Annotated in this window: 25 protein-coding genes; 15 read left to right on the top strand and 10 right to left on the bottom strand. The window is 59.6% G+C overall.

Annotation, left to right across the window (positions count from 1 at the left end; genetic code table 11):
* Nucleotides 1-57 precede the first annotated feature (57 nt).
* The 5 genes from acs to ACI0FG_RS15375 form a co-directional block, all read right to left on the bottom strand.
* On the bottom strand, nucleotides 58-2,040 hold the full coding sequence (gene acs, locus ACI0FG_RS15355) for an acetate--CoA ligase (RefSeq protein ID WP_419785879.1): 1,983 nt from the start codon (nucleotides 2,038-2,040) through the stop codon (nucleotides 58-60).
* A gap of 442 nt (nucleotides 2,041-2,482) precedes the next feature.
* Nucleotides 2,483-3,535 (bottom strand): helix-turn-helix domain-containing protein, encoded by a 1,053-nt coding sequence (locus ACI0FG_RS15360; RefSeq protein WP_419785880.1) that lies wholly within the window; start codon nucleotides 3,533-3,535, stop codon nucleotides 2,483-2,485.
* Nucleotides 3,536-3,874: 339 nt separating this feature from the next.
* Nucleotides 3,875-4,522 carry a hypothetical protein gene (locus ACI0FG_RS15365; RefSeq protein WP_419785881.1) on the bottom strand — a complete coding sequence of 216 codons (648 nt, stop codon included), beginning with the start codon at nucleotides 4,520-4,522 and terminating at the stop codon, nucleotides 3,875-3,877.
* Between the two features lie 86 nt (nucleotides 4,523-4,608).
* Nucleotides 4,609-4,812 carry a diguanylate cyclase domain-containing protein gene (locus ACI0FG_RS15370; protein WP_419785882.1) on the bottom strand — a complete coding sequence of 68 codons (204 nt, stop codon included), beginning with the start codon at nucleotides 4,810-4,812 and terminating at the stop codon, nucleotides 4,609-4,611.
* Nucleotide 4,813: 1 nt separating this feature from the next.
* Nucleotides 4,814-5,080: a hypothetical protein gene (locus ACI0FG_RS15375; RefSeq protein ID WP_419785883.1), complete on the bottom strand. Its 267-nt coding sequence runs from the start codon at nucleotides 5,078-5,080 to the stop codon at nucleotides 4,814-4,816.
* A gap of 146 nt (nucleotides 5,081-5,226) precedes the next feature.
* On the opposite strand from ACI0FG_RS15375, the gene ACI0FG_RS15380 reads away from it, so the two are divergent.
* Nucleotides 5,227-5,616 (top strand): magnesium chelatase domain-containing protein, encoded by a 390-nt coding sequence (locus ACI0FG_RS15380; RefSeq protein WP_419788403.1) that lies wholly within the window; start codon nucleotides 5,227-5,229, stop codon nucleotides 5,614-5,616.
* 50 nt (nucleotides 5,617-5,666) lie between these two features.
* Here ACI0FG_RS15380 and ACI0FG_RS15385 read toward each other — a convergent pair whose 3' ends face one another.
* On the bottom strand, nucleotides 5,667-5,957 hold the full coding sequence (locus tag ACI0FG_RS15385) for a putative quinol monooxygenase (RefSeq protein WP_419785884.1): 291 nt from the start codon (nucleotides 5,955-5,957) through the stop codon (nucleotides 5,667-5,669).
* Between the two features lie 242 nt (nucleotides 5,958-6,199).
* Complete coding sequence (locus ACI0FG_RS15390; RefSeq protein WP_419785885.1) at nucleotides 6,200-6,628, bottom strand: MarR family transcriptional regulator; 429 nt, start codon at nucleotides 6,626-6,628, stop codon at nucleotides 6,200-6,202.
* A gap of 200 nt (nucleotides 6,629-6,828) precedes the next feature.
* Between ACI0FG_RS15390 and ACI0FG_RS15395 the strand changes: the two genes are divergently transcribed.
* The 6 genes from ACI0FG_RS15395 to ACI0FG_RS15420 all read left to right on the top strand — a co-directional run bounded on the left by ACI0FG_RS15395 (nucleotide 6,829) and on the right by ACI0FG_RS15420 (nucleotide 13,410).
* Nucleotides 6,829-8,361: a YifB family Mg chelatase-like AAA ATPase gene (locus ACI0FG_RS15395; protein WP_419785886.1), complete on the top strand. Its 1,533-nt coding sequence runs from the start codon at nucleotides 6,829-6,831 to the stop codon at nucleotides 8,359-8,361.
* Nucleotides 8,362-8,533: 172 nt separating this feature from the next.
* Entirely contained in the window at nucleotides 8,534-9,571 is a 1,038-nt protein-coding gene (locus ACI0FG_RS15400; protein ID WP_419785887.1) for a lipase family protein, read from the top strand.
* A 144-nt stretch (nucleotides 9,572-9,715) separates the two neighbouring features.
* On the top strand, nucleotides 9,716-10,846 hold the full coding sequence (locus ACI0FG_RS15405; protein ID WP_419785888.1) for a double-cubane-cluster-containing anaerobic reductase: 1,131 nt from the start codon (nucleotides 9,716-9,718) through the stop codon (nucleotides 10,844-10,846).
* Nucleotides 10,847-10,935: 89 nt separating this feature from the next.
* Entirely contained in the window at nucleotides 10,936-11,583 is a 648-nt protein-coding gene (locus tag ACI0FG_RS15410; protein ID WP_419785889.1) for a hypothetical protein, read from the top strand.
* Nucleotides 11,584-11,746: 163 nt separating this feature from the next.
* Nucleotides 11,747-12,670 (top strand): sensor domain-containing diguanylate cyclase, encoded by a 924-nt coding sequence (locus ACI0FG_RS15415; protein ID WP_419785890.1) that lies wholly within the window; start codon nucleotides 11,747-11,749, stop codon nucleotides 12,668-12,670.
* A gap of 104 nt (nucleotides 12,671-12,774) precedes the next feature.
* On the top strand, nucleotides 12,775-13,410 hold the full coding sequence (locus ACI0FG_RS15420; RefSeq protein ID WP_419785891.1) for a LysE family translocator: 636 nt from the start codon (nucleotides 12,775-12,777) through the stop codon (nucleotides 13,408-13,410).
* 259 nt (nucleotides 13,411-13,669) lie between these two features.
* Here ACI0FG_RS15420 and ACI0FG_RS15425 read toward each other — a convergent pair whose 3' ends face one another.
* Complete coding sequence (locus ACI0FG_RS15425) at nucleotides 13,670-15,049, bottom strand: sigma-54-dependent transcriptional regulator (protein ID WP_419785892.1); 1,380 nt, start codon at nucleotides 15,047-15,049, stop codon at nucleotides 13,670-13,672.
* Nucleotides 15,050-15,182: 133 nt separating this feature from the next.
* Between ACI0FG_RS15425 and ACI0FG_RS15430 the strand changes: the two genes are divergently transcribed.
* From ACI0FG_RS15430 to ACI0FG_RS15445, 4 genes are all read left to right on the top strand, one after another.
* The gene (locus tag ACI0FG_RS15430; RefSeq protein WP_419785893.1) at nucleotides 15,183-15,764 is read left to right on the top strand and encodes a 5-formyltetrahydrofolate cyclo-ligase; all 582 of its coding nucleotides are present in this window, start codon (nucleotides 15,183-15,185) and stop codon (nucleotides 15,762-15,764) included.
* Nucleotides 15,752-16,522: a polyphenol oxidase family protein gene (locus tag ACI0FG_RS15435; RefSeq protein ID WP_419785894.1), complete on the top strand. Its 771-nt coding sequence runs from the start codon at nucleotides 15,752-15,754 to the stop codon at nucleotides 16,520-16,522. Before ACI0FG_RS15430 ends, ACI0FG_RS15435 begins: the two co-directional genes overlap by 13 nt.
* Nucleotides 16,523-17,183: 661 nt before the next feature.
* Entirely contained in the window at nucleotides 17,184-17,369 is a 186-nt protein-coding gene (locus ACI0FG_RS15440) for a hypothetical protein (protein WP_419785895.1), read from the top strand.
* Nucleotides 17,366-18,727: a B12-binding domain-containing radical SAM protein gene (locus tag ACI0FG_RS15445; RefSeq protein ID WP_419785896.1), complete on the top strand. Its 1,362-nt coding sequence runs from the start codon at nucleotides 17,366-17,368 to the stop codon at nucleotides 18,725-18,727. Before ACI0FG_RS15440 ends, ACI0FG_RS15445 begins: the two co-directional genes overlap by 4 nt.
* A gap of 55 nt (nucleotides 18,728-18,782) precedes the next feature.
* Here ACI0FG_RS15445 and ACI0FG_RS15450 read toward each other — a convergent pair whose 3' ends face one another.
* Nucleotides 18,783-19,004, bottom strand: coding sequence for a Nif11-like leader peptide family natural product precursor (locus ACI0FG_RS15450; RefSeq protein WP_419785897.1), 222 nt, complete (start codon nucleotides 19,002-19,004; stop codon nucleotides 18,783-18,785).
* 216 nt (nucleotides 19,005-19,220) lie between these two features.
* Here ACI0FG_RS15450 and ACI0FG_RS15455 point away from each other — a divergent pair, with 216 nt between their 5' ends.
* The 3 genes from ACI0FG_RS15455 (at nucleotide 19,221) to ACI0FG_RS15465 (ending at nucleotide 22,048) form a co-directional block, all read left to right on the top strand.
* Entirely contained in the window at nucleotides 19,221-19,544 is a 324-nt protein-coding gene (locus ACI0FG_RS15455; protein WP_419785898.1) for a hypothetical protein, read from the top strand.
* A gap of 64 nt (nucleotides 19,545-19,608) precedes the next feature.
* Complete coding sequence (locus ACI0FG_RS15460; protein WP_419785899.1) at nucleotides 19,609-20,970, top strand: protoporphyrinogen/coproporphyrinogen oxidase; 1,362 nt, start codon at nucleotides 19,609-19,611, stop codon at nucleotides 20,968-20,970.
* A gap of 7 nt (nucleotides 20,971-20,977) precedes the next feature.
* The gene (locus ACI0FG_RS15465) at nucleotides 20,978-22,048 is read left to right on the top strand and encodes a M24 family metallopeptidase (RefSeq protein ID WP_419785900.1); all 1,071 of its coding nucleotides are present in this window, start codon (nucleotides 20,978-20,980) and stop codon (nucleotides 22,046-22,048) included.
* A 359-nt stretch (nucleotides 22,049-22,407) separates the two neighbouring features.
* Here ACI0FG_RS15465 and fsa read toward each other — a convergent pair whose 3' ends face one another.
* Nucleotides 22,408-23,055 (bottom strand): fructose-6-phosphate aldolase, encoded by a 648-nt coding sequence (gene fsa, locus ACI0FG_RS15470; RefSeq protein WP_419788404.1) that lies wholly within the window; start codon nucleotides 23,053-23,055, stop codon nucleotides 22,408-22,410.
* Between the two features lie 150 nt (nucleotides 23,056-23,205).
* On the opposite strand from fsa, the gene cbiE reads away from it, so the two are divergent.
* Nucleotides 23,206-24,450 carry a precorrin-6y C5,15-methyltransferase (decarboxylating) subunit CbiE gene (gene cbiE / locus ACI0FG_RS15475; protein WP_419785901.1) on the top strand — a complete coding sequence of 415 codons (1,245 nt, stop codon included), beginning with the start codon at nucleotides 23,206-23,208 and terminating at the stop codon, nucleotides 24,448-24,450.
* Nucleotides 24,451-24,453 lie beyond the last annotated feature (3 nt).

Raw genomic sequence — 24,453 nt, forward strand, 5'->3', positions numbered from 1 at the left:
CGCAACGGGTTGCGGGGGCTCGCACTTTTCATGAACCGGGGAGGGAAAACGTTGACGCTAGGCGACCAACTCCCGGTTGCCTTCTACCAAATCGGTGACCACGCCCGGATCGGCCAGGGTGGAGGTATCGCCGAAGTCGGAGGAGCCTTCGACGATCTTGCGCAGCACGCGGCGCATGATCTTGCCGGACCGCGTCTTGGGCAGGCCGTCCGCGAACTGGATGAACTCCGGGGTGGCGATGGGACCTATCTCCTTGCGCACCCACACCTTGAGTTCCTTGACCGTTTCGTCGGTCGGCTCTTCACCAGACTTGAGGGTGACGTAGGCATAGATGGTCTCGCCCTTGATCTCATGCGGCATACCGACAACGGCGGCCTCGGAGACCAGGGGATGCGCCACCAGGGCGGACTCGATCTCCGCCGTGCCCATGCGATGGCCGGAGACGTTGATGACGTCGTCGAGCCGCCCCATGATCCAGAAATAGCCGTCGTCATCCACCCTCGCGCCGTCGCCCGCCTCGTAGGCTCCGGGGAATCCGGCGAAATAGGTGGACTTGTACCGCTCCTGGTTGCCCCAGACATTGCGCAACATGCCGGGCCAGGGCTTATCCACGATGAGGTGGCCGCCCTCGTTGGGAGCACAGGGCGTGCCGTCACGCCGGACGATCTTGGCCGAGATGCCGGGCAGGGCGCGGGTGGCGGAGCCGGGCTTGAGCGGCGTGGCGTACGGCAGGGCCGAAATCATGATGCCGCCGGTCTCGGTCTGCCACCAGGTATCCACGATGGGCAGCTTTCCGCCGCCGACGTTCTGATGATACCACATCCAGGCCTCGGGATTGATAGGCTCGCCCACCGAGCCGAGGACGCGCAGGCTGGAGAGATCATAGTGTTTGGTCCACTCCTCGCCCTCGCGCATCAGGGCGCGGATGACCGTGGGCGCGGTGTAAAAAATATTGACCTTGAACTTGTCCACTATCTGCCAGAAACGGTCCGGCTTGGGATAACTGGGCACGCCCTCGAACATGACCGAGGTGGCACCCAGGGCCAGCGGGCCGTAGACGATATAGGAGTGGCCGGTGATCCAGCCGACATCGGCCGTGCACCAGTAGACGTCGTCGTCCTTGACGTCGAACACGTACTGGGTGGAGTGGGCCGCATAGGTCAGGTAGCCGCCGGTGGTGTGGAGCACGCCCTTGGGCTTGCCCGTGGAGCCGGAGGTGTAGAGGATGAACAACGGGTCCTCGGCCTCCATCTCCTCGCAGGGGCAGTCGCTGGAGATATCTTCGGCAGCCATTTCGTCATGCCACCAGCAGTCCCGCCCCTCGACCATCTCAACTTCGTTGCCGCCGCGCCTCACCACAATGCACTGCTCCACGCTGGGGCAGTCCTTGAGGGCCTCGTCCGCGTTGGGCTTCAGGGGAATGGTCTTGCCGGCGCGCAGCACGGCGTCGGCGGTGACCACGATGCGCGCCTCGGCATCCTCTATGCGCGACTGGAGCGCGATGGAGGAGAATCCGGCAAAGACAATGGAATGGGCAGCGCCCAGACGGGTACAGGCCAGCATGGCGATGGCCAGCTCCGGAATCATGGGCATGTAGAGGGAAACGCGGTCGCCACGCTTCACGCCTTTTTTCTTGAGCACATTGGCGAAGCGGCAGACCTCGGTGTGGAGCATCTGGTAGGTGTAGACCCGGGTATCTTCCTCGGGCTCGCCCTGCCAGATGAGCGCGGCCTTGTTGCGGCGGCCGTCGGTCAGGTGACGGTCCAGGCAGTTGTACGACACATTGGTGGTGCCACCCGTGAACCACTTGAACTCGGGCTTGTCGTAGTCCGCTTCCAGTACGGTATCGAAATCCTTGAACCAGGTGACCAGCTCACGGGCCCGCTCGCCCCAGTATCCCTCGGGATCTTCCAGGGCGCGCTTGTGGATCGCCTCGTAGTCGTCCATGCTCTTCACCCAAGCCTGAGCCTGATCCGGACCGCCGGGCTGAAATATCTGTCCCTCTTTCTGCATGCTCTCGATCTTTTTCTCTTCGCTCATGTCCATTCTCCTCGGGGGGTTCTCTCTCATCGCCGGAACAACTGCCGGTTCCGCCGGTGAGTCATCACTACCGGGAAGCGCACACAGGTGGGATCAATTTTAGGTGAACGGTGGAAATCCACGGGGTGAACGGTAAAAGAACCGTTTACCCGCCCACCTCAACCGGTGAACGGCACGAATCTCCCATGAGTGGCAAAGAGGAAAACCGGAAAGATCAAGACAGAAAATGCAAATGAGGGAGAGCAAGCGCACCCCGCACAAATCGCAGGCTGTTCAAACGTGAAGAAATGCCGGGCACAAAAAAAGTTCAGGCTCTCGGGTACGTTCTGTACCCGCGAGCCTGAACTCTTTGCCGCATAGTAATGTCAGTAATGTCTTGTACGGCTCTAGGCCTCGCCTACAATTCCCTTGGCGACGCAGATCACCGTTTCTCGACAGCCTGCTAGATGCGATCTTTTATTTGGCGGAAAAACTCCTGAAGGAAACGGGGGGTGGCTACACGGCCATCCACGACCAACCGGTCCAGCAGAGCCACGCTGTTGCCGCGCGGCGTGGTGGTTGCCATGAAACAAAGCGTGTGCGAACTGCCGCCCGGCACCTCGACGATGTACACCCAGGCATTGTTTTCCTGTTCCCAACGGGACAGGGACGCGCCCCTCTCCTCGGCATCGCGCACCAAGGCCTCGACAAAACCGGCCAGCGACAGGCGACCGGGCATCCCCAGAAACTCGCCATGCTCGGTACGGATGACGATGGGCATGGCCAGCAGGTCTTCGGGCGGCTGCACCATACTTGCCGCCGGGTTGGGCTGTACCGGCTCCGGTTGCGTGGGTTCCGGCGTTGTCGGCTGCGGCTGTTCCGGTTCCGCGTCGTCCTTTTCCAGGGCGTAGGAATTGACCTCGCCGCCGCTGCCCCGGACATTGACGATCTTGCGGGCGCGCATTTTCTCCGGCGCGGGAGCCCCGTCCCCGGTAGACGTCGGTCTGTGGGGGGTATCCGGAGCGGGGCTCCCGAGCTGATCGAGAGTTTGCGAAAAGATTTCGTTGTTCCGCACTTCCTGTTCGAGCAACCGATTCAGGGCCGACTCGACCTTTTCCATGCGCCGCTCGGACTTGGCCTGGGCCGTTGCCAGGGCGGCCATGCCCTGCATCATGCGCCCGGCTGTTTCGAAAAATTTGTCCAGCTGGGCGGAGGAGACGGAAGAGCCGCCGCCGGTTGCCACTGCGGGCCTGGGGCTGAAGGGCGACCGTTCGGGCGGCGCCTCTGGCGTAAAACGTTCCTTGAGGGCGGCCAGCGTTTCCTTGACGGACATGCCCTTGGCAAAGCAGTCGCGAATGGCAAGGCAGACCTCTCCCGCTTCCTTGCGGAACCGGATGGGCTTGCCCTGCGTCAAAACAGGAATGAAACCGGGGAACTTGCGCCGGTAGCTTTTAATGGTGGTCTCGGAAACCGAACAGAGTTCGGCAAGATCCTTATGTGTGTATGCGTCTTCCATACTTGGCGTCCGCGTGCGGCCGTGCCGGTTCCGGGAAGCGGGAGGTCCCCGCGAGCAGCCTGACACGAAGCCGGGGTCGGCCTTGCAAGCCGGCAATGTGCCGTGGGGGAATCGAGCCGAAGGTATGGACGGACAGGCCGAGCCGTACCGAACGTATCCTTGGAGCGGAACCGAAGGCGAGCCGTATCACGCAGTCCTCCTTCTTGATATCGTCACCCATCGTCAGCTCTGTGAACCAAAGCAAAATGGGCAACCATGACTTATCGAAGACTTATCTAGAAAAACTCTAGCGGTCAAGAGGAAGCGATTATTTCTTCGCGGATTCGGCCCGGGGAACATCTACTTGAACGTGATGACCTTCACGTCGGTTTTCTTCACGGTCTTGACCACGTTGTCGTAGGAGACGGGGTCCGTAATCAGAAAAGAGAAGATATCCGACTTGATACTGCCGATGTACAGATGCGCGTCGGTAAACTGAAACTGTTTCTTGTCGCGTGTGACCACGGTGAATTGCCCGGGGCCGTCCTGGGAAATACCGACCCAGCGTCTGACATCCGCCATGCGGGTGGGGCTGATGACCGTTGAGGTACGGCCGTTGAGCTTGCCGTTCAGATAAAGATAGAACTTTCCGATTTTGGGCAGGGCCAGGATTTCGTAGACATTGCCGTCCGTCATGTGCAGTTCCCCGACCGGCCCGTCCGGATCAGGCTGGGGATTGGTCTCCACCACCGGGACGCCCGAATCGTCTGTTGTCTGCGCATCCGCCGGAGCCGGTGCTTTTTTATCGGCAGCGGCATCCTTGTCTGCCTGGGCCGGGTCTGTAGCCAAAGCCGCGCCATCGTCAGACTTGGCGGCGGTCTCGTCCGATGCGGGAGCAGCGCCTTCCGCTGCGGCATCTCCGGTCGGCGGCGTATCCGGCTTGGACCCCATGGCCAGGGCAGTGGTACAAAGCATGAGCATAATCAGAATGGCTATCAACGTCCGCATGAGGCCTCCACGGAATATTTGCGTTCTGGGGACCATTTATCAGGTAATGCACGGGGAATCCAGCCCGGAAGAGCTGTCTGAAAAGGCTATCCTCTTTCCACCCTGTCGCGTCCGTTTTCCTTGGCCCGATAAAGAGCCTCATCCGCCCTTTTCTGCAGGCCTTCGGCCGTGTCTGCCTGCTGCAAATCGGCCACACCGATACTGACGGTAAAGGGAGGGAGATCATTCCCTTCGCCACCCGAACATCCGGCCAGGGTCCGGCGCAGTCTTTCTGCGGTTTCAAGAGCCACGTCAATAGCGACATGCGGGAGCAGCGCCAGTCAGATTCTGCAGCAATATTTCGTTAGCCATCCACACCAGCCCAAAGGGGGTGGAGATCATCAGCAGGATTATGGCCAGGAAGGCAAAACCTATCAGGAGCAAGCCGCCTCCGACCCGCCTCAGGCCCGCAAACGCATCATACACCATTCCGAAAGACAGCAGCCCAGCCCCAAGGCCAAGCGCAAACAGAACGGTGATGAACGACAGTGTGCGTATATCAAGCCCAAGAAGAAACATATCAATTTTTCCTCATTTTACCTTTTGGCAGAAAACAGCACTATCGTCAATCAAACTGCGCCTCTTGCCTATCATCTTTAAAATGAATATCAACTTCTCTACATTCATCGCCATGGCTTCCGACATACTAATGAAATTACTGCACCATAAAAGCCGTTCCGCCCGAGCAGTCGCAAGGATGGTACATGGCGGGCGAGCTTGCCCTCTCGGGCGGACTCAAGGCCGTGCCCGGAGTGCTACCCCTGGCCTTGGCCGCACGGCGCGACGGCGGCCGGGGCATCGTAGTCCCGGCGGACAACGGACGCGAGGGCGCGGTGGTCCAGGACATTCCGGTCATCGGCGCCACGGACCTCGGCCAAGTGGTGCGGATGCTCCAAGGCGAGGAGGAGGTTGTCCCGGCAGCGGTGGACGTGGACGACCTCTGGCGGGAACGCACCGACTTTTCCATCGACTTCGCCGAGGTGAAGGGGCAGGAGCACGCCAAACGCGCCATCGAGATCGCGGCAGCCGGAGGGCATAATCTGCTCAGGTTGTGATACTTTTACGAGCTTGTTGTCGTATACAAAGGCAATGCAATTATGATTGCTTACAGTTTCTTCATGATGGAAACTGTCGTTGGTCCTGAAAGCCAACTCTCAAAATCTTTAGCAACCTTCTTGGTGTGAGCTTCCTGATGGTGCTTGTTTAAAGCCTCTTTGCTTGTCCACTCCTCATAGAGGTGGATTAAGGTGCCATCCTCTGATTCGTGTATTTCAAACTGAACACACCCTTTTTCATTCCAGGTTTCCGGCTGCATTCCCAGGAGTGCATTTTGGGCAGCGTGCGCGTGTTCACCCTTTGGCCTGATCGTGGCAAAAACGAAGATGTTGTTATTCATTGTCTTTTTTTCCTAGGGGACTGATGTTTTTTCAAGAACCATATTTCTTGGCTGATGATTCCAGCGCTGGAACAATCAGGTAGACCATGGCTGGCACCATTATCAAAGTAACAATCAAAGTTTTAAGCATCAGTGGCGTCGAGGGTATTGTGTGCTGGATAATCAAGCTCAGCAACGAGACAAGAAGCCAGACACAAAACCAAAGCCGAATGACATATTTCATTTTATTCATACGCCTTTGTTCACTCATCCATAACCCTGTTGATTAACGAATAATATCCAGGCAGGCTTTGGATTAATTTATTTTCGCCCTCTGGTGTCAGCGCTACGATCTTTGCGCGCTTATCCCTGTGATGCTTCTCCATGCGAATGAATTTTTCGCCCTCAAGGTTTGTCAATGTTCTCGTCATAACTGGTTTGGATACATCAATACTGCTAATTATTTCACTTATCAAAAGCGGCCTGTCCTCTCGATAAATGACCATGAGTATCAAAAATCGCAACTGAGAAAAGTTGTGCTTTGAAAAATAGTTCTCGATTTCCCGCAATAATACACTTGCCTGACGCAACATCTTCAAGGCTCTGTCAACCGTATCCACATTCAGGTCAGGAATGCGTTCATGCATTCTCTCCAACATTTCTTTGGTCGGTAGTTCTTTCAGAAAAAACACAATCACTCCTTTCAGGTCGTGGGCCCCTTTGATAGTTATCATGGTAACCATTTTAGGTTGGTCAAGTCAACTGGGGCTTTTAGAACCCGCAACCCATTGGCCAATTTGGCTTTAATCATGCCCGATTCGATAGTTCAGCTTGAAGAATACTTCGAGTACCTATAACGTGTCGGAAATATCTGAAAGTAATAGGAACATTCATGATCGCCACCATTTCCTGCGCCGCCCTGATGGGCATCGACGCCTTCACCGTCCGTCTCGAAGTAGATCTCTCCCGCTCCGGAATGCCCGCCTTTACCATGGTCGGGCTGGCCGAAGGTGCGGTGCGCGAGGCCAAGGAGCGGGTCTTCTCCGCGCTCAAGAACTGCGGCTACAAAGTGCCGCCCGCGCGCATCACGGTGAATCTGGCCCCGGCGGACGTGCGCAAGGGCGGCAGCGGCTACGACCTGCCGATGGCCGTGGGCATCCTGACGGCCATGGGCGTGCTTGCGCCCGAGCAGTCGCAGGGATGGTACATGGCGGGCGAGCTTTCCCTCTCGGGCGAACTCAAGGCCGTGCCAGGCGTGCTACCACTGGCCTTGGCCGCACGGCGCGACGGCGGCCGGGGCATCGTGGTCCCGGCGGACAACGGACGCGAGGGCGCGGTGGTCCAGGACATTCCGGTCATCGGCGCCACGGACCTCGGCCAGGTGGTGCGGATGCTCCAAGGCGAGGAGGAGGTTGCCCCGGCAGCGGTGGACGTGGACGACCTCTGGCGGGAGCGCACCGGCTTTTCCATCGACTTCGCCGAGGTGAAGGGGCAGGAGCACGCCAAGCGCGCCATCGAGATCGCGGCAGCCGGAGGGCATAATCTGCTCTTCATCGGCCCCCCCGGTTCGGGCAAGACCATGCTGGCCAAGCGCATCCCAACGGTGCTGCCCCCGCTGCGCTTCGAGGAAGCCCTGGAGGTCACGCAAATTTATTCCGTTGCCGGTCTGCTGGACAAGGAGCGAGCCCTGGTCGTCACCCGCCCGTTCCGCACGCCGCATCACACCATCTCGGACGTGGGACTCATCGGCGGTGGACGCTATCCCCGGCCCGGCGAGGTCTCCCTGGCCCACCGGGGTGTGCTCTTTCTCGATGAAATGCCGGAATTCAAGAAGCCGGTGCTGGAGGTCCTGCGCCAGCCGCTGGAAGACGGCGAGGTCTCCATCTCCCGCTCCCTGGTCTCCCTCAAATACCCGGCCGACATCATGCTGGTCGCGGCCATGAATCCCTGTCCCTGCGGGTATCTGACCGACGGCGAACACCCGTGCACCTGCACCCCGCGCGCGGTGCAGCTCTACCGCTCGCGCATTTCCGGCCCGTTGCTGGACCGCATCGACCTCCAGGTGGATGTTCCGGCCGTGCCCTACAAGGACCTGCGCAAGAGCCGGGGCGACGTGGATTCCGCCACCATGCGCGCCCGCATCGGCACGGCCCGGGACATCCAGACCCGGCGCTATGCCGACCTGCCCATCCTGACCAACGCGGACCTGGAAGGCGCGGCCCTGGAACGGTTTTGCGCCCTCAGCGACGCCGAACACGATTTTCTGAAAAGCGCGGTGGAGAAGCTCTGCCTCTCGGCCCGCGCCTACACCCGCATCCTGCGCATCTCCCGCACCATAGCGGACCTGGACGGCCAGGAATCCATCTGCGCCGAGCATCTGGCCGAAGCCATCAATTACCGGAGCATGGACCGGCAGGTGGAATAAGCTTCCCTTTCCTCCCCCAAATTCACTCCTCATTTCCCGCCGAAAAGTCACTTATATTCGATTGACGTTTTTCGGCAAATTTGCTGTATAGATTAAAGTGTATTCCCTTCGACAAGATCGCCCGGCCTTCCTGGGCGGCAGGTTTCATCCGCAACCATGAAGGAGCGCTTCCATGCCAAAATTTTTCAAGCATCCTGAACTGATGCAGTCGCCTCCCATAAAGAGGGCGGCCTATTCCGACCGCACGGCCTGGATCATGGCTGAATTTTCCCGACTGGTGTATGAACGATTGCCCAACGAGTATGAACTGGAAGCGCTCATCCAGCGCCTCACCCAGGCCATCCACAAAAACGCCCCAAAGCGGGATCTGATCTCCATTACCTCCGAGCTGGCCGCAAGCACCAACGAACTCCGGGAAAGCCCCACCGAGGCCGTGCTCAAGACGCACAAATACGAGCTGATCAATGCACACGCCGAAGCCGGGACCGAATGCATGGTCGTCAAGATCGCCCCCAATGAGGAAACGCGGTTCGCCGGAATGTTCGTCATCGTATTCCGGGGCACGGAGCCGACATCGTTGACCGATCTGCGCTCCGACCTCTCGGCCTCCCTGGTCCCGGCAGAGGGCGGCGGGTACGTCCACGCCGGTTTCATGAAGGCCTATGAACACGTTGCGGGACTGCTGGAGGAGGACCTCAAAAAGGCGGGGGACCTGCCCATATACATCACCGGCCACTCCCTGGGCGGGGCGCTGGCCCTGGTGGCCACCCGGTACATCTGCAACGACAGCCTTGGCGCGACATATACCTTCGGAGGCCCGAGGGTCGGCGACGACGCATTCTTCGAAAAGATCAAGACGCCGGTCTACCGCATCGTCAACGCGGCCGACGGCGTGGCCCGGATTCCCTTTGGCTGCGGATTCTCCATCCTGCTGGCGGGCATCCGGCTTATCCCCATCAACGGGACCAGGATCATAGCCAGATGGCTGGCAAAACGTTTCAGCGGCTATACCCACTACGGCGACATGAAACTGCTGACGGCCCCTTCCCATCTGAAGGATTTGCAGGTGCTGTCCAGCCCAAGCATCTTCAAGACCTCGTTTGTCATAGCGCCGAGGATGATCGCCAGCACCGGCAAGGCCGCGTTTCAGGACCACTCCATGGTGGAGTATTGCGACAAACTGAGCGCCTATGCCCTGAAACGGCTGTAATAGCAGCAGCCCCAAGCCGGCAAACGGTGCGGGACCGGGCGCAAAAGGAGAAAGTTGCAGGAGCCGCCCTGCTCGTATAGGCAAGGTGCAGAACTGTAAAAATCACCTTTTGCCCGACCGCCGCGCCGTTTCCGAGGAGGGGCCATGGACACCAGATATTTCGTCAATTTTTCCGAACTGAGCCTTGCCGACCTGGAGACCTGGAAAGACCAGGGGCGAAAGGTGGCCGGGGTTTACTGCCTCTATGCACCAGGCGAGATCATGCGCGCGGCTGGGATGGCAGCCGTTAGTCTGTGCGGCAAGAAACAGACACCCATCAAGGAAGCCGAAAAGGAACTGCCGCCCAGCCTGTGTCCGCTCATCAAGTCGAGCTATGGATACGGCGTTACCGACACTTGCCCGTTCTTCGCCGCGTCCGACGTGCTGGTGGCCGAGACAACCTGCGACGGCAAGAAGAAGATGTACGAGCTCATGGGACGGCTCAAGCCCCTGCACGTCATGCATCTGCCCCATACCCAGCAGGGCGGGGCGGCGCTGCAATACTGGCTGCAAGCGTTGCACGGGCTGGCCGACTTTCTCGTTGCCCAGAGTGGATCGGCCGTGACCGAAGAGGCCCTGCATGAACAGATCGTCCTGCAAAACGCCATCTGTAGGGAGTTGGGCACCCTGTCCGTGCTCATCACGGACGACCGGTCGCCCCTCACCTGGCGCGAGATGCTGTCCGTGCAGGAGAGCAAGAGCTTTGCCGTGTATCCCGACCAATATCTCAAGCACCTGACCGCTCTTCGCACCGACCTGCAAGCCTATCTGGCCCAGCCGGATATTGTGGCCAAGTCCGGCCCCCGCATCCTGCTGACCGGCTGCCCGGTGGGCAAGGGATCGGAAAAGGTAATCCGCATCGCCGAAGAACTGGGCGCGCGCGTGGTCTGCATGGAGAACTGTTCCGGACTCAAGGGCATCTCCCTGACCACGGACGAAACCGGCGACCCCTGGACCGCCCTGGCCCGCCGCTACCTGCAAATCCCCTGCTCCTGCATGACTCCCAATCCCAACCGCCTGGACTCCCTGCGCGAGATGGCCGAGGTCTACAAAGCAGACGCCCTTGTCGACCTGACCTGGCTCGGCTGCCATACCTACAACGCGGAATCGACCATCATCCGCGAATACGTGGAGGACCAGCTCGACCTGCCGTTCCTGCATGTGGAAACCGACTACTCCGAGTCCGACACCGAACAGCTGCGCACCCGTCTGGAGGCATTCCTGGAGATCGTGTAATAATTATAGGTAGGGGCACCCGCGCAATTCTCCTGCGGGCGATTTCCGCAAGCCCGCGCGAGATTGGACGACAGTCATACGAGGATGCAATGAAAAAGCTCCCCTTCATAAACACGCTGTATAATAAAAACGGATTCATTTTTTGGGTCGTTGCGATAGCAATCGCATTCGCGCTTTTTTATGCGGACAAAAAGACGTCGTTGAGCAAGGAAGACATCATTGCCATAGTGGAGAGCAAAAAGGATATCGTTTACATAAAGAACAATTCCGTTGAGGCCGCGTATATGGCATCATTTGTTGGCGCTGTCCTTGCTCTTTCAGAAAGCAAATTCGGTTTTGAAGATATACTTCGAATGACGTTCAAAGATGAAAACACCCATAACGAGCAAATCGCAGCACTACATACAAAGAAACTATCCGAATCCATTCTATTTGAATCAAAATATCTAATGGAAAATGGAATTCTCAAATCGTCAAAATGCTCTATTTCCTGCGGAGGAATAATCGGCGGCACCTTCAAGCGAATTAAAATTTCAACAGAAAACGGCCTGTTGAAGGAACTCCATGGGGATATGACTTTTTTGGAATTAAAGCACATTCTGGACCAACATGGGATAACTGAAATAAAATCCACCATACACCCGCTCAAAGATCAGATCGACATCTCTACGGAGGTGATGGATGAATCAACAAAGACGGTATATCGTGGCTACAGCGAAGCTGTATCAATACAATAATTCGCCCGTTATTTGATAAAGAAAATATACGCCACAACCTGATTTGTCTTTATCTGTCCATGCTACCAACCGGTTCAGCACTTTTTCTAAGACATTAGTAATCATTCTCCTTGCGGGATTGTCGAACAGAAGGCATGTTACAGACAAGTCACATGGAGCGGGGATGGACAACAACTTCTACAAGCAGCTGCTGGATTCGCTCACCGAGGGGATCTACTTCCTGAATCTCGACCAGGAAGTGGAGTATTGGAACAAAGCGGCCGAACGTTTGAGCGGCTACAGCGCGCAGGATGTGCTCGGTCACTGCTGCTCGGACAACCTGCTGCGCCATGTCGATGCGGGGGGTCGCCAGCTTTGCGGAGCCAACTGTCCGATGGCCGCCGCCATGCGGGACGGCGAGGTGCATGAAGGGCACATCTACATGCACCACAAGCTCGGCCACAGGGTTCCCCTCTTTATCCGCTCCTCCCCCATGCGGGATGAAACAGGCAAGATCATCGGCGCGGTGGAGATATTTTCCGACAGTACCCCGAGCATCAATGTCCTGAAGGAAATGGAAGAGTTGCGGCAGGAGGTTCTCTCCGACCCGCTCACCGGCGTGGGCAACCGGCGCTACGCGGATATCGCCATCCGCCAATTGAACTGTGACCTGCGGGACAACAACAGTGTTTTCGGCGTCATCTTCGCGGATATCGATCACTTCAAAGCCATCAACGACACCTGGGGCCATGCCGTGGGCGACATGGTGCTGACCATGGTGGCCAAGACCATCAACGCGGCCCTGCGGCCCCTGGACATCCACTGCCGCTGGGGCGGAGACGAATTCGTCATCTTCATCCCGAACATCGGCAGCAGGGACCTCTTCGGCGTGGCCGAACGCATGTGCACCCTGATAAAAAGCACTTGGCTTGACCATGCGGGCGCACGCATCCGCGTTACCGCATCCTTTGGCTGCGCAACCTCCAAAGCCGACGAAAAGATTGAAAGCGTCCTGGAACGGGCGGACAAGCGGCTTTACCAATGCAAGCAGGAAGGCCGAAACGGTGTCTGTTTCGAGAGCAGCCCGAAAGAGTCGCACCGAGGGTGATGCACGCCATGGACAACCATGCCCGGCAGGTGTAATTCCGAACGCCTGACACCGACGATTTTAGCGTGTTATCCGCAACGGCGGGACGCGCACAGGAGACGCCCATGTTCGGAACTCACGACCTGCTGCTGTTCATCCTCTCAGGATTGCTGCTCAACATCACCCCCGGCCAGGATGTGGCCTATATCGTCAGCCAGGGCGCATCCCGAGGCTGGAAATGCGGAGCCATGGCCGCCCTGGGCGTCAACACAGGCTGCCTCGTGCATATTGCGGCCGCCGCTCTCGGACTCTCCGCCATCCTGGCCACGTCCGCCACCGCCTTCATGATAGTCAAGCTCATCGGCGCGGCCTACCTGGTCTGGATCGGTATCGCCATGTGGCGCGAGGCGGCTCGCGGCAACGGCGCCGGAAAGGCCGAAGCCAAGGAACGCTCCCTGCGTTCCATCTATTCCAAGGGGTTCCTTACCAACGCGCTCAACCCCAAGGTGGCGCTCTTCTTCCTCGCCTTCCTGCCCCAGTTCGTGGCCTCGGACTCGCCCTGCAAGTCCCTCTCCTTTCTTTTCCTCGGCATCGTCTTCAACTTCAACAGCCTGTTCATCAATCTGGCCTATGCCTGGACCGCCGCCCGCACCGCCGCCCTCTTAAACGGCTGCGGCAGGTACAAGGCGTGGATCAAACGCGCGGCCGGCACCCTCTTCCTCGGTTTTGGGGTAAGGCTCGTCTTCGCCGACCGCATCTAGGAAGGCTGTTGAAAAGCGGCGATCCGCTGCGTTAAGTGAATTGTTGGCGAGTCTTCGAGCCGTGCAAGATCTTATGACATTGTTATGCTGCGAAAAGTTTAAACCCTCGCGTACAGGAAGTACGCTTTGGCCTTGCACTTCTTTCGCGCCCAGCATCTCACCACTTTTGAACAGCCTTCCGGATCGCAATTAACCCAAAAAAAGGCTGAACCCGTTTGCGCGGATTCAGCCGGAAAGGCATTGGGATTGACTGGGGAGGCTACTTGGCTTTGCCGGTCAGATCGTACTTTTTAAGCTTGTATTGCAGGTTGGACTTGGACAGACCGAGCATCTCGGCGGCCTTGACCTGGACGAAATCCGCGTGGACCAAGGCGCGCTTTACCAGGGCGCCTTCAATCTTGTCCATGGTTTCCGCCAAATTGAGCTGGCTGGGCAGCAGATCCACGGCAGACTTGAACTGGGCCTCCTCATCCTTGATCTCGGGCGGCAGGTCGTCGGCGTGGATGACGTCGGATCGGGCCAGGACCGTGCACCGTTCCACCACATTCTCCAGCTGGCGGACGTTGCCCGGCCACTCGTAGGCCGACAGGTAATCCATGGCAGCAGCGGAGAAACCGGAAATGGTGACCTGATTTTCCTTGGTGTACTTTTCCAGAAAATGGGCGGCCAACAGCGGAATGTCTTCGCGCCGCTCACGCAGGGGCGGCATGAACAGGGAAACCACGTTCAGTCGGTAAAAAAGGTCTTCGCGGAACTCGCCCTTGGTCACTGCTTCCTGCAAATTCTTGTTGGTTGCGGCCACGATGCGGATATCCACGTCAAGGGTCTCGGCGCCGCCCACGCGTTCTATCTGATGCTCCTGCAACACTCGCAGCAGCTTGACCTGCAATTCAGGCGTCAACTCGCCTATCTCGTCCAAAAAGAGCGTGCCCTTGTTCGCCTGTTCGAACCGGCCCTTGCGCATGGCCGTGGCTCCGGTGAACGAGCCCTTCTCGTGGCCGAAGAGCTCGGACTCCAGCACGCCGGGGTTGAGCGCCATGCAGTTCACTGTGACGAACGGCTGGTCCGCACGGGGCGAACTGTTATGAATGGCGCGCGCCACCAGCTCCTTGCCAGTACCGGATTCGCCCAGAATGAGCACCGTGGACTTGGAGGGCGCGGCCCGGTCCACCATATCCAGGACCTGCTGCATGCCCTTGCCGCGCGCAATGATGTTGTCCTTGGAGTAACGGTCGCGAATCTCGCGCTTCAGGCGGATATTTTCCTGCTGCGTGGCCGAGTACTGCACGGCCTTGGAAATGGAGAGCAGCAGCTCCTCGTTGGCAAACGGCTTGGTGATGTAATCAAACGCGCCGATGCGCATGGCCTCCACCGCGGCCTCGATGGAGCCGAAGGCGGTCATGATCAGCACCGGAATCTGCGGATAATTTTTCTTGCAGTGCTCAAGCACGTCCTGCCCGGTCATGCCCGGCATCTTCATATCCGTGAGGATGACGTCCACTTCGGAATCCTCCAGGTACGCCAGTCCCATTTCCGGATCACCCAGCGCCGTGACCTTGTACCCCTCGTCTTCGAGGATGGACTCCAAAATAAGCAGATAGTTTTTCTCGTCATCGAGAACCAGAATATTGGCGGGCATTCATTCTCCGGCGTAATGCGGTTTGTTTCAAGGCAAAAGACAGAATAGAACAAGATTGCCCGAAATCCAAGCGGGGATGTGCACCCTCGCCTCAGCACTGGATTCTCCGCCCCCAGCGTGCTAGGTTGAATCCATGCCAAAAGATGACAAACAACGACTGCGGGAGACACTCCTTGCCCGACGGCAGGCCCTTACCCCGGCCGCTGTCCATGCAGCCAGTATGCGCGTCTGCGAGCGCATCCGGTCCCTGGACCGATGGGCCTCGGCGCGGGAGGTGCTGATCTACTGGCCCGTGCGCGGCGAGGTGGACACCCGCCCCCTGCTGGCCGACCTCTGGGCGCGCAAGGTCACGGTGCTCATGCCCCGCTGCCGACCGGACGCGCCGGGCGAAATGGACATCGCCTGCGCCACCTGCGAGTCCGACCTCCGCCCCGGCATGTTCTCCATCATGGAACCCGCTGCCCACAGCTGCCCGGCGGTCAACCGCTGCTCACCGGACCTCGCCCTGCTGCCCGGCGTGGCGTTCGACAGGCACGGCTTCCGTCTCGGATTCGGCGGCGGCTACTACGATCGGTTGATGGCTGGCGCGGATATGAACGACACCCTGACCGTCGGCCTGTGCCACGCCTTCCAGCTTGTGGACCGCCTGCCCATCGAGACCTGGGACCAACCCGTCAACCTGATTTGTTCCGATGAGGAATTATGCCGCCCATAGCCTTCTTTCCCTTCTCCTTCCCTGAAATTTCCAGCGTGGCCTGCGCCTTCACCTCCCGGCGCGGCGGGGTTTCCGAGCCTCCCCACGACTCCGCCAATCTCTCCTACGAGGTGGGCGACGACGAGCAGGCCGTCAGCCAAAACCGGCGTCTCATCCATGATCGTCTGGCCCTCTCCGGCTGGTGCGAACTCAAGCAGATTCACGGCGACATCATCCAATACGACCTCGACGCCACCCAGCCGGAGGCCGCCCCCACCCTGGAAGGCGACGGCCTGACCACGACCCGGCCCGGCACAGGCCTTGTCATCAAGACCGCCGACTGCCAGCCCATCCTCCTGGCCCACCGCTCCGGCAAGTATATCGCCGCACTGCACGCGGGCTGGCGCGGCAATCGCATGAACTTCCCCGGTTCAGGCGTCACCCGCTTTTGCGAGCACTACCAGCTCGACCCGGCCGACATCTTCGCTGTGCGAGGCCCCAGCCTCGGCCCCACTGCCGCCGAGTTCGTCAACTTCGCCACCGATTTCGGGCCCGGTTTCGGGTCCTACTTCGATACCAAACGCCGGACCATGGATCTCTGGCAACTCACCCGCGACCAGCTCCACGCCGCAGGTGTGCCGCAAGATCAGATCTTCGGCATGGACCTGTGCACCATGAGCAGGGACGACACCTTTTTCTCCTACCGCAAAGCCTGCGCCTCGCCCGTCAAAGGCACCGGGCGGCAGGTCGGGATCATCTGGATTCGCGAATCGGCATAGGAAAGGGAGGCCTCCGGCGGCCCTTCCGGGGGACCACTTCGTGGAGACCAGGGCGCCGCCCTGGACCCGCCAAGGGCTATGGCCCTTGGATCCCTTTCGCCGCTGCGCGGGGGAGGAGCTTGCGGGTTGGGAGTCGGTTGGCTGAAGGCTTGGCTGGCACCGACTGTGTGGCGTCCGCAAATCTTTGAATGGAGCGCTTTCCGCCCTGTCGGGACGGAAAGCGCTCCATTCAAATCTTTACGGACAGTAGCCCATGTAAGAGACGGAGGGAGGGCCTGAGAAGGCGTTCAGGACTGGGGAAAAACACAACTCTTATTGAAAGACAATTTGCTTTTTTTCATAAAAAAACCTTCCGGTTTGTGCTGAAAGAATCGGCTGACGGCGTACGGGTAAGCCGCACTGACCCGACCCGGTTTTTTCAGCACAAACCGCTAACCGGCACGGCGACGGAACCGTCCGTCCCCGCAGGCATGGAACGCCCAGCCAGGCCACGCCCCCGCGAAAGCGGCAATGGGATCCCTAAGGCCCTCGGCCTTAGGCAGGTCCAGGGCAGCGCCCTGGCCGTCGGAGACGCCCCGCCGGCGAGGCGCCCCCCGGTAGGGCCGCCGAGGGCCTCCCCGAAGCAAAGACTTTTGCACGGAATTCGGCTAAAGGAATCGGCATGGGCATTCTGATGAAGTTTATCGTGATCCTTGGATTGATCTTTCTGATCCTTTCCATGTTCACCAAGACCAAAGCCGAGCGGGTAGCGCGCCGCAACAAGACCACCAATATTTTGCTGTTGGCCATCGTGGTTTTGCTGGCGGTTTCCATCGGCATCAATCTCTTTACGCGCTTCGGGTCGTGAGCCGTTCCGAGCATCCATACATAGGCTGGTCCGGCAGGGAGGACGGTCCGCGCATCCTGGGCATCAACCCGTGGATACACGATTTTGCGGCCTTCAACCTGTGGGCTAGGCCCGTGGGACTATTGGCCTGCCTGGACATGCTGCGCTCGGCTGGAGCCTCCGTGGCGCTGATGGACTGCCTGGACCCGACGTGGGAGGGCGAACACTGGCCCAAGCCGCGCAAGTACGGCACTGGGCATTATCCCAAAGAAGAACTGCCGCTGCCGGAGGTGCTGGGCTTCACCGATCGACGGTACTCCAGATACGGCCTCCCGGTGACTCAGGTCCGCGAGGCGCTGGCTGCGCTTGATCCAGCGCCGGACATGGTGCTGGTGACCACCATCATGACCTATTGGTACCCCGGCTCACTGGAGGTGCTGAAGATCGCGGCCGAGCTGTGGCCTTCGGCCGTGCGCGTGCTGGGCGGGGGCTACGCAACCTTGTGCGGCGAACATGCTGCGGCCAATGCCGATGCGCAGTTGCTTCTGGCCGGTTCGCTGGAGACGCCGGGGAACTGGGGCGCGCTTTGGAACGCGCTGGGGCGGCATGTGCCCGATGTGCCGGAGAATGCGGGGCTGGGGCTGGCGCTCGATCTGTACAGCGATCCGGTTTATGCGCCGGTGCTGGGCTCGCGCGGCTGCCCGTTCGCTTGCGAGTACTGCGCCAGCCGCGTGCTGCACCCGGGGTTTCGGCAAGGCGAGCCGGAGTTGGTGTTTGCCTCGCTCAAGGCGGAATATGATCGGGGCGTCAGGGATTTCGCTTTTTATGACGACGCGCTGCTAGTCAACCCCGAGCAATGGCTATGGCCGGTGCTGGACCGCATCGGCGCGGCGGGCATGGAACTTCGGCTGCACACGCCCAACGCCATGCATGTGCGTCGGCTGACGCCGGAGGTCTGCGCCCGGCTGCGGGATGCGGGACTGACCACGGTACGGCTGGGACTGGAGACCACGGATTTCGATCATCGCCGGGATGTGAAGCTGACCCGCGCGGAATGGGAGGCCGGAGCGCGCAATCTGGTGGACGCGGGCTTCGATCTGGACGACGTGGGGGTGTATATTCTGTTCGGCCTGCCGGGCCAGGACTTTTCCGGCGTGGAACGGGCGGTGCAACACGTCCGGTCCTATGGGTTCCGGCCGCATCTGGCCCACTATACGCCCATTCCGGGCAGTCCGCTCTTTGCCGAGGCGGCCCGGGCGAGCGCTTACCCCATCGCGGCCGAGCCGCTGTTTCAGAACAACTCGCTGTGGCCCTGCGTTCCGGGCGGATTCAGTTGGTCGGAGGCAAGGCGGTGGAAGGATCTACTGCACGGGGAATGAGCGGCGGCTGCGGACTCCCATGATTCCGCATGAGAGCCCGCAACAAAAAACAACGTTATGCCCACCAGATGGAGCGGGCCGGGGGATTGCCGAAAGTGGTAAAATCGTCGCCGGACTCCTTCAGTACCGCGTCCAGCTCTTCAATCGTGAAATCGTAGCCATCCTCTTTGGCCGCAGCCACAAAATCTTCCTTGGTCCGAATGGCGTTGTACTTGGCTTTGACAGCCTTATTCTCGCCGCCTGCGATGAGCAGACGCTCTACTTCTTTCTTGGACATGCTAACGCTCCTTCTTCTCAGCAAAATGGGGTGTGGTCCTTACTTGATTCCAACGAGCCACACGCATAAAGCCGGGCTCAAACAGTGACTTAACTTTTACCTTGGCAAGGAACGGACCGTCAAGAAGGAATAAGACTAAAATGATAAATTGGCTTTTGAAAAACCAGAAAGCATGTCGTGTTTTTGCTAAAATGGTTAAACAGGATACTTAAAGCTATGAAAAAGTATAGACACGATGACAAGCAAAAGAAAGTTCTCTTCCCGGAAATTCCGCAGCCAACAGGCGGCAATCAGAGATGTATTGATAGAGAAAATATTGTCCTCCGTGGTTCCAGACGGACCGGGACCCGTTTGCAACATGTTTCTATATGGTTGTTCTTGTGCAGTTCACCTGCAATTGAACTAACGACGCAGATTGCGTTTCTAAACGCCCTGGCAGACATGACGACCACGGCAAAACGGGTAAAATCGGTACAACATGGCGTATTGACAGGGGTAGGTAAGTTGTCCCCAACGCAAAAAAAAGATTTTTGGCATTAAACTTGATATTTCCCGGGACGGGTGGAAATAATTTCCTTCACTGAACGAACGATAAGGATTCAGCATGAAGACCAAATATCTGATCATCGGCGCCGGACCCACCGGCCTGGGCGCGGCGCATCGGCTGCACGAACTCGGCATGGACGACTTTCTGGTCCTGGAGCGAGAGAACTACGCGGGCGGACTGGCGGCCAGCTTCAAGGACGACAACGGGTTCACCTGGGACATCGGCGGCCACGTGGTCTTCTCGCACTTCAAATATTTCGACGACCTGTTCGATTCCCTGCTGGGCGACGAATACCTGGAGCACGAGCGGGAATCCTGGGTGCGCACCAACAAGACCTGGGTGCCCTATCCCTTCCAGAACAATATCCGCTACCTGCCGCCCAAGGCGCGCTGGGAATGCGTCAAGGGACTGCTGCCCGGCAAGCGCGAAACCGGCGAGCCCGCCAACTTCGGAGAATGGATTGACCGCATCTTCGGCGAGGGCATCGCCAGCCACTTCATGCGGCCCTATAACTTCAAAGTCTGGGCCACTCCACCCGAACTGATGCAGTACGGCTGGATCGGCGAACGCGTCAGCGTGGTTGACCTGCGCAAGGTGCTCAAAAATATCCTGCTGGAGCGCGACGACGTGGCCTGGGGACCGAACAACACCTTCCGTTTTCCGCTCTACGGCGGAACCGGCGAAATCTTCCGCCGCCTGGCCGACACGCTCAAGGCGCGTATCGAGTACGGCCAGTCCGTCACCGGCATCGACACCAAGACCAAGACCGTGACCACGGACAAGGGACTGACCGTGGAATACGAGACCATGCTCAATACCGGACCGGTGGATATGCTGGTCTCCCAGTGGATGACCGACCGCGACCCGGCCATGGTCGATGCGTCCAAAGGACTGACCCACAGTTCCACCTACGTGGGAGGCGTGGGGCTCAATGTCCTGGACAAGAGCGAATTCAACAAACGGTGCTGGATGTACTTCCCGGACTCGGACTCGCCCTTCTACCGCGTGACAAACTTCCACCACTATTCGCCGAACAACGCGGCCCGGCCGGGCGAGCAGCTCGCCTTCATGTGCGAGACATCCATGTCCGAACACAAGCGGGAAAAACCGGAAGAGCTTATGGACCGCACCATACAAGGTCTGATAAACTCCTCCCTGTTGGACGCGTCCAGAGTGGACGACGTGCTGACACGATGGGAGATCGCCGTGGACTACGGCTATCCCGTGCCCTGCCTGCGCCGCGACACGGCGCTGAAGACCATCCAGCCTCGGCTGGAGGCCATGGACATCTATTCCCGAGGCCGGTTCGGCGGGTGGAAATACGAGGTGTCCAACATGGATCATTCCGTGATGCAGGGCGTGGAATGGGCGGACAGGATGGTCTCTGACACTCCCGAAACCACCTATTCCTGGGACTGATTAAACAATGGACACCACCATATACCAAACGCGCCGCGACAACCTGCGGCGCGTTCTGAATGAGCAGGGCATCGAGGCGCTTCTCGTCTCGCTGGCGGCCAACCGCTACTACCTGAGCGGGTTCGAACTGCACGACCCGCAGTGCAATGAATCCGCGGGCTGGCTCGCCATCACCGCCTCGGGCGACGACTTTCTCTTTACCGACCCGCGCTACACCGACGCAGCCCGACGCCTCTGGGACGAGGACAAGCTGCACATCTACAGCGCGGACAAACACGGCATGGTCGCCCAGGTGCTCCGCGACTGCGGCGTGCGCGACCTAGCCTTCGAACCGCGCGCCATGCAGCTCTTCGACTACGACAAGCTCGCCGCACGCCTGCGACTGACCGGCGTGGACAACCTCGTCGAGGGGTTGCGCGTCATCAAGGACGAGGACGAAATCCGGCGGATGCAGGCCTCCATGGACATCAACCACAAGCTTATGGCCTACATCGAACCGCGCCTGGAACCGGGTCGGACCGAAAAGGAGATCGCCTGGGACATCGAACGGTTCTTCCGCGAAAACGGTGCCGAGGAGCTCGCCTTCTCCACCATCGTGGGTGTCGGCCCCAATGCCGCCCTGCCCCACTGCATTCCCGGCGAGACCAAGCTGCGTGAAAACGACATGGTGCTCATCGACACCGGCTGCCGCCACCAAGCCTACAACTCGGACCAGACCCGCACCTTCTGGGTGGGCGACAAGCCGTCCGACCGCTTCCGCAAGACCATGGACCTCGTTCGCGCGGCCCAGCAGGCGGCCATCGACGTCATCCGGCCCGGCCTGCTCTATACCGAAGCCTACCGCGTGGCCTGCGAGGTCTTCGACAACGCGGGCGTCCTGAATCTCTTCACCCACGGCCTCGGCCACGGCGTGGGCCTGGAAACCCACGAGCCGCCGAGCCTGAGCCGCGCCAGCCGGGGCACCCTGGCCGAAGGCATGGTCGTCACCGTGGAACCCGGCCTCTACGATCCCGAATGGGGCGGCATCCGCTGGGAATACCAGGTGCTCGTCACCAAAGACGGCTGCCGGGTCATGTAGACGACTCGGCTTACGATGAATTAAAAAAACGGAACCTCGTTGAGGTCCCGTTTTTTTATGCCTTCGGCATGTGTTTTCGGGGAAATAAAACAGGTGGGGAAGCCGCCTGCGGCGGCGATGTCGGGTGATTTCGCCTCCGGCGGGCAGGGGCTCGCACCCCTGCACCCCATTTTTTGGGGGGATGACTTCTAATGAAAAAGCATGGGGCCGAAGGCAACCAGGGATTCTCAAGGGCCATAGCCCTTGAGCCGCCGGAGGCGAAATCACCCGTCAAATCCCGCCGCAGGCGGTTCCACCCTGTCTTCTCTGCCTTCCCTGCCTTTCCTGCCTTTCCGTCCGTCCCGGAACAACGCGCAGCGCTATTCTTCCTGGAACTTTTTCCAGTCGTTCAAAAATGTCTCCAGCCCGCTGTCGGTCAGGGGATGGTGCATGAGTTCCATGAGGATGGGATATGGCACGGTGGCGACGTCCGCGCCGATCATGGCCGCGTCGAACACGTGCATGGGGTGGCGGACCGAGGCCACCAGGATATTGGTGCCGAATCCGTAGTTGTCGTAGATGGTCCGTATCTGGCTGACGATCTCCATGCCGCAACGGGTCAGGCCGTCCAGGCGACCCACAAAGGGGGAAACATAGGTTGCGCCCAGCTTGCCCGCTATGAGCGCCTGCCCCGGCGAAAAAACAAGGGTGACGTTGGTCTTGATGCCCTGCTCCGCGAGCTTGCGCAGGGCCTTCACCCCTTCGGGGATCATGGGGATCTTGACCACCACGTTTTCGCCGAAGGAGACGAGATCCTTGGCTTCCTTTATCATACCTTCGGCCATGGTGGAGATGACCTCCAGACTGACCGGCCCTTCCACCATGTCGCAGATTCGGGCGGCCTGATCGCGCCAGTCGCCTCCTTCGCGGGAGAGCAGGGTCGGGTTGGTGGTTACGCCGTCGAGGAGGCCGTAGGTGCGCCCCTCTTCGATCTGTTCGATATTCGCCGTGTCGAGAAAAAACTGCATCATACTCCTCCTGTAACGTGAAGGACACGCCGCCATGGGGGTCCTTTTCGCCAACGGTAGCACAAATCCCAGCTTGGGCAAATGTATGGCAAACTTGCGGTGTGAGGGAATTCCCTTCCACAGCGACACGGATTTGTTTACACTGCCGCAATGTCACGTCACGAACCCGTTACCATCATAGGGCTGCCGCCCGGATCGCTGGAGGTCACGCCGCTTGTGCGCGAGGCGCTCGGCGGCATGGAACTTGTGGTTGGCGGCAAGCGGTTGCTGGAGAATCTGCCGCAGGGGACACTCCCCCGCAATGCGGAAACCCTGCCCATAGCCGGACCGCTGGGGCCAATCCTGGAAACAGTGCGCAAGGCGTCCGTTTCCGGCAAACGGGTGGCGGTGCTGGCGGACGGCGATCCGCTCTTTTTCGGCATCGGCAAGCGGCTGGGCGAGGCGCTGGGGCGGGAGAACCTGCGGGTGCTGCCGAGTCTTTCCACCGTGCAGCTGGCCGCGGCCCGGCTGGGGCTGCCGTGGCACGACATGGATTTCGTTTCCCTGCACGGCCGGGAGGATTATGCGCCGCTCTATGCCGCGCTGGTCCGCGCCGACCACATCGCGGTGTTCACGGACCAGACCAACACCCCGGCGGAGGTGGCCCGTGCCCTGCTGCAACGCGGCGCCGACTGCTTTTCCATGACCGTACTGGAGAATCTGGGGACGCCGGAAGAAAACGTCCGGCTGATTCCCCTGCCCGACACCTGGGGCATGACCTTCGCTCCGCTCAACATGGTCATCCTGGAACGGCAATATCCGCCGGAAATCCAGCTGACCATGGGCATTCCGGACCATTTCTACATGCACCAGAAGGGACTGATCACCAAACTGCCGGTACGCGCGGCCGGGCTGGCCCATCTCAACGTGGAGCCGCACTCCACGGTCTGGGACCTGGGCGCGGGCTGCGGCGCCGTGGCCATCGAGGCCTCCCACCTGGCACTACGCGGGCGGGTCTTTGCCGTGGAGCGGCACAAGACGCGCGCGGCCATGATCCGGGAAAACATCCGGCGCACCGGGGCGTGGCTGGTGGATACCGTACTCGGCTCCATGCCGGGTTGTCTGGAGGGATTGCCCACCCCGGACCGCATTTTTGTGGGCGGCGGGCTGGGCGGCGAGTCCAACGAGGACACCGAGCTTCTCGCCGTGGCCTGCGACAGGTTGAGTCCGCGCGGCCACATGGTGGTTCACTGCATCCTGCTCGACACCCTGCACGCGGCAAAAGATCATTTCAAGCACCTGGGCTGGCACTTCGGCGTAACCCAGCTCCAGGCTTCGGCCACGGATTCGCTGGCCGGAGATTTGCGCTTCAAGGCACAGAATCCCGTCTTCATACTCTGGGCGGAAAAACCATAAAAA

Origin of the sequence: Pseudodesulfovibrio sp. 7M6 (assembly GCF_050058625.1) — a bacterium.
In the GTDB taxonomy this organism is placed as follows: Bacteria; Desulfobacterota; Desulfovibrionia; order Desulfovibrionales; family Desulfovibrionaceae; genus Pseudodesulfovibrio; species Pseudodesulfovibrio salinus.

Bases quoted from the DNA above. Each gene is read 5' to 3' on its own strand.
- acs (WP_419785879.1), bottom strand. From the start codon at position 2,040: ATGAGCGAAGAGAAAAAGATCGAGAGCATGCAGAAAGAGGGACAGATA.
- ACI0FG_RS15360 (WP_419785880.1), bottom strand. From the start codon at position 3,535: ATGGAAGACGCATACACACATAAGGATCTTGCCGAACTCTGTTCGGTT.
- ACI0FG_RS15365 (WP_419785881.1), bottom strand. From the start codon at position 4,522: ATGCGGACGTTGATAGCCATTCTGATTATGCTCATGCTTTGTACCACT.
- ACI0FG_RS15375 (WP_419785883.1), bottom strand. From the start codon at position 5,080: ATGTTTCTTCTTGGGCTTGATATACGCACACTGTCGTTCATCACCGTT.
- ACI0FG_RS15385 (WP_419785884.1), bottom strand. From the start codon at position 5,957: ATGAATAACAACATCTTCGTTTTTGCCACGATCAGGCCAAAGGGTGAA.
- ACI0FG_RS15395 (WP_419785886.1), top strand. From the start codon at position 6,829: ATGATCGCCACCATTTCCTGCGCCGCCCTGATGGGCATCGACGCCTTC.
- ACI0FG_RS15400 (WP_419785887.1), top strand. From the start codon at position 8,534: ATGCCAAAATTTTTCAAGCATCCTGAACTGATGCAGTCGCCTCCCATA.
- ACI0FG_RS15405 (WP_419785888.1), top strand. From the start codon at position 9,716: ATGGACACCAGATATTTCGTCAATTTTTCCGAACTGAGCCTTGCCGAC.
- ACI0FG_RS15410 (WP_419785889.1), top strand. From the start codon at position 10,936: ATGAAAAAGCTCCCCTTCATAAACACGCTGTATAATAAAAACGGATTC.
- ACI0FG_RS15415 (WP_419785890.1), top strand. From the start codon at position 11,747: ATGGACAACAACTTCTACAAGCAGCTGCTGGATTCGCTCACCGAGGGG.
- ACI0FG_RS15420 (WP_419785891.1), top strand. From the start codon at position 12,775: ATGTTCGGAACTCACGACCTGCTGCTGTTCATCCTCTCAGGATTGCTG.
- ACI0FG_RS15425 (WP_419785892.1), bottom strand. From the start codon at position 15,049: ATGCCCGCCAATATTCTGGTTCTCGATGACGAGAAAAACTATCTGCTT.
- ACI0FG_RS15430 (WP_419785893.1), top strand. From the start codon at position 15,183: ATGCCAAAAGATGACAAACAACGACTGCGGGAGACACTCCTTGCCCGA.
- ACI0FG_RS15435 (WP_419785894.1), top strand. From the start codon at position 15,752: ATGCCGCCCATAGCCTTCTTTCCCTTCTCCTTCCCTGAAATTTCCAGC.
- ACI0FG_RS15440 (WP_419785895.1), top strand. From the start codon at position 17,184: ATGGGCATTCTGATGAAGTTTATCGTGATCCTTGGATTGATCTTTCTG.
- ACI0FG_RS15450 (WP_419785897.1), bottom strand. From the start codon at position 19,004: ATGTCCAAGAAAGAAGTAGAGCGTCTGCTCATCGCAGGCGGCGAGAAT.
- ACI0FG_RS15455 (WP_419785898.1), top strand. From the start codon at position 19,221: ATGAAAAAGTATAGACACGATGACAAGCAAAAGAAAGTTCTCTTCCCG.
- ACI0FG_RS15460 (WP_419785899.1), top strand. From the start codon at position 19,609: ATGAAGACCAAATATCTGATCATCGGCGCCGGACCCACCGGCCTGGGC.
- ACI0FG_RS15465 (WP_419785900.1), top strand. From the start codon at position 20,978: ATGGACACCACCATATACCAAACGCGCCGCGACAACCTGCGGCGCGTT.
- fsa (WP_419788404.1), bottom strand. From the start codon at position 23,055: ATGCAGTTTTTTCTCGACACGGCGAATATCGAACAGATCGAAGAGGGG.
- cbiE (WP_419785901.1), top strand. From the start codon at position 23,206: ATGTCACGTCACGAACCCGTTACCATCATAGGGCTGCCGCCCGGATCG.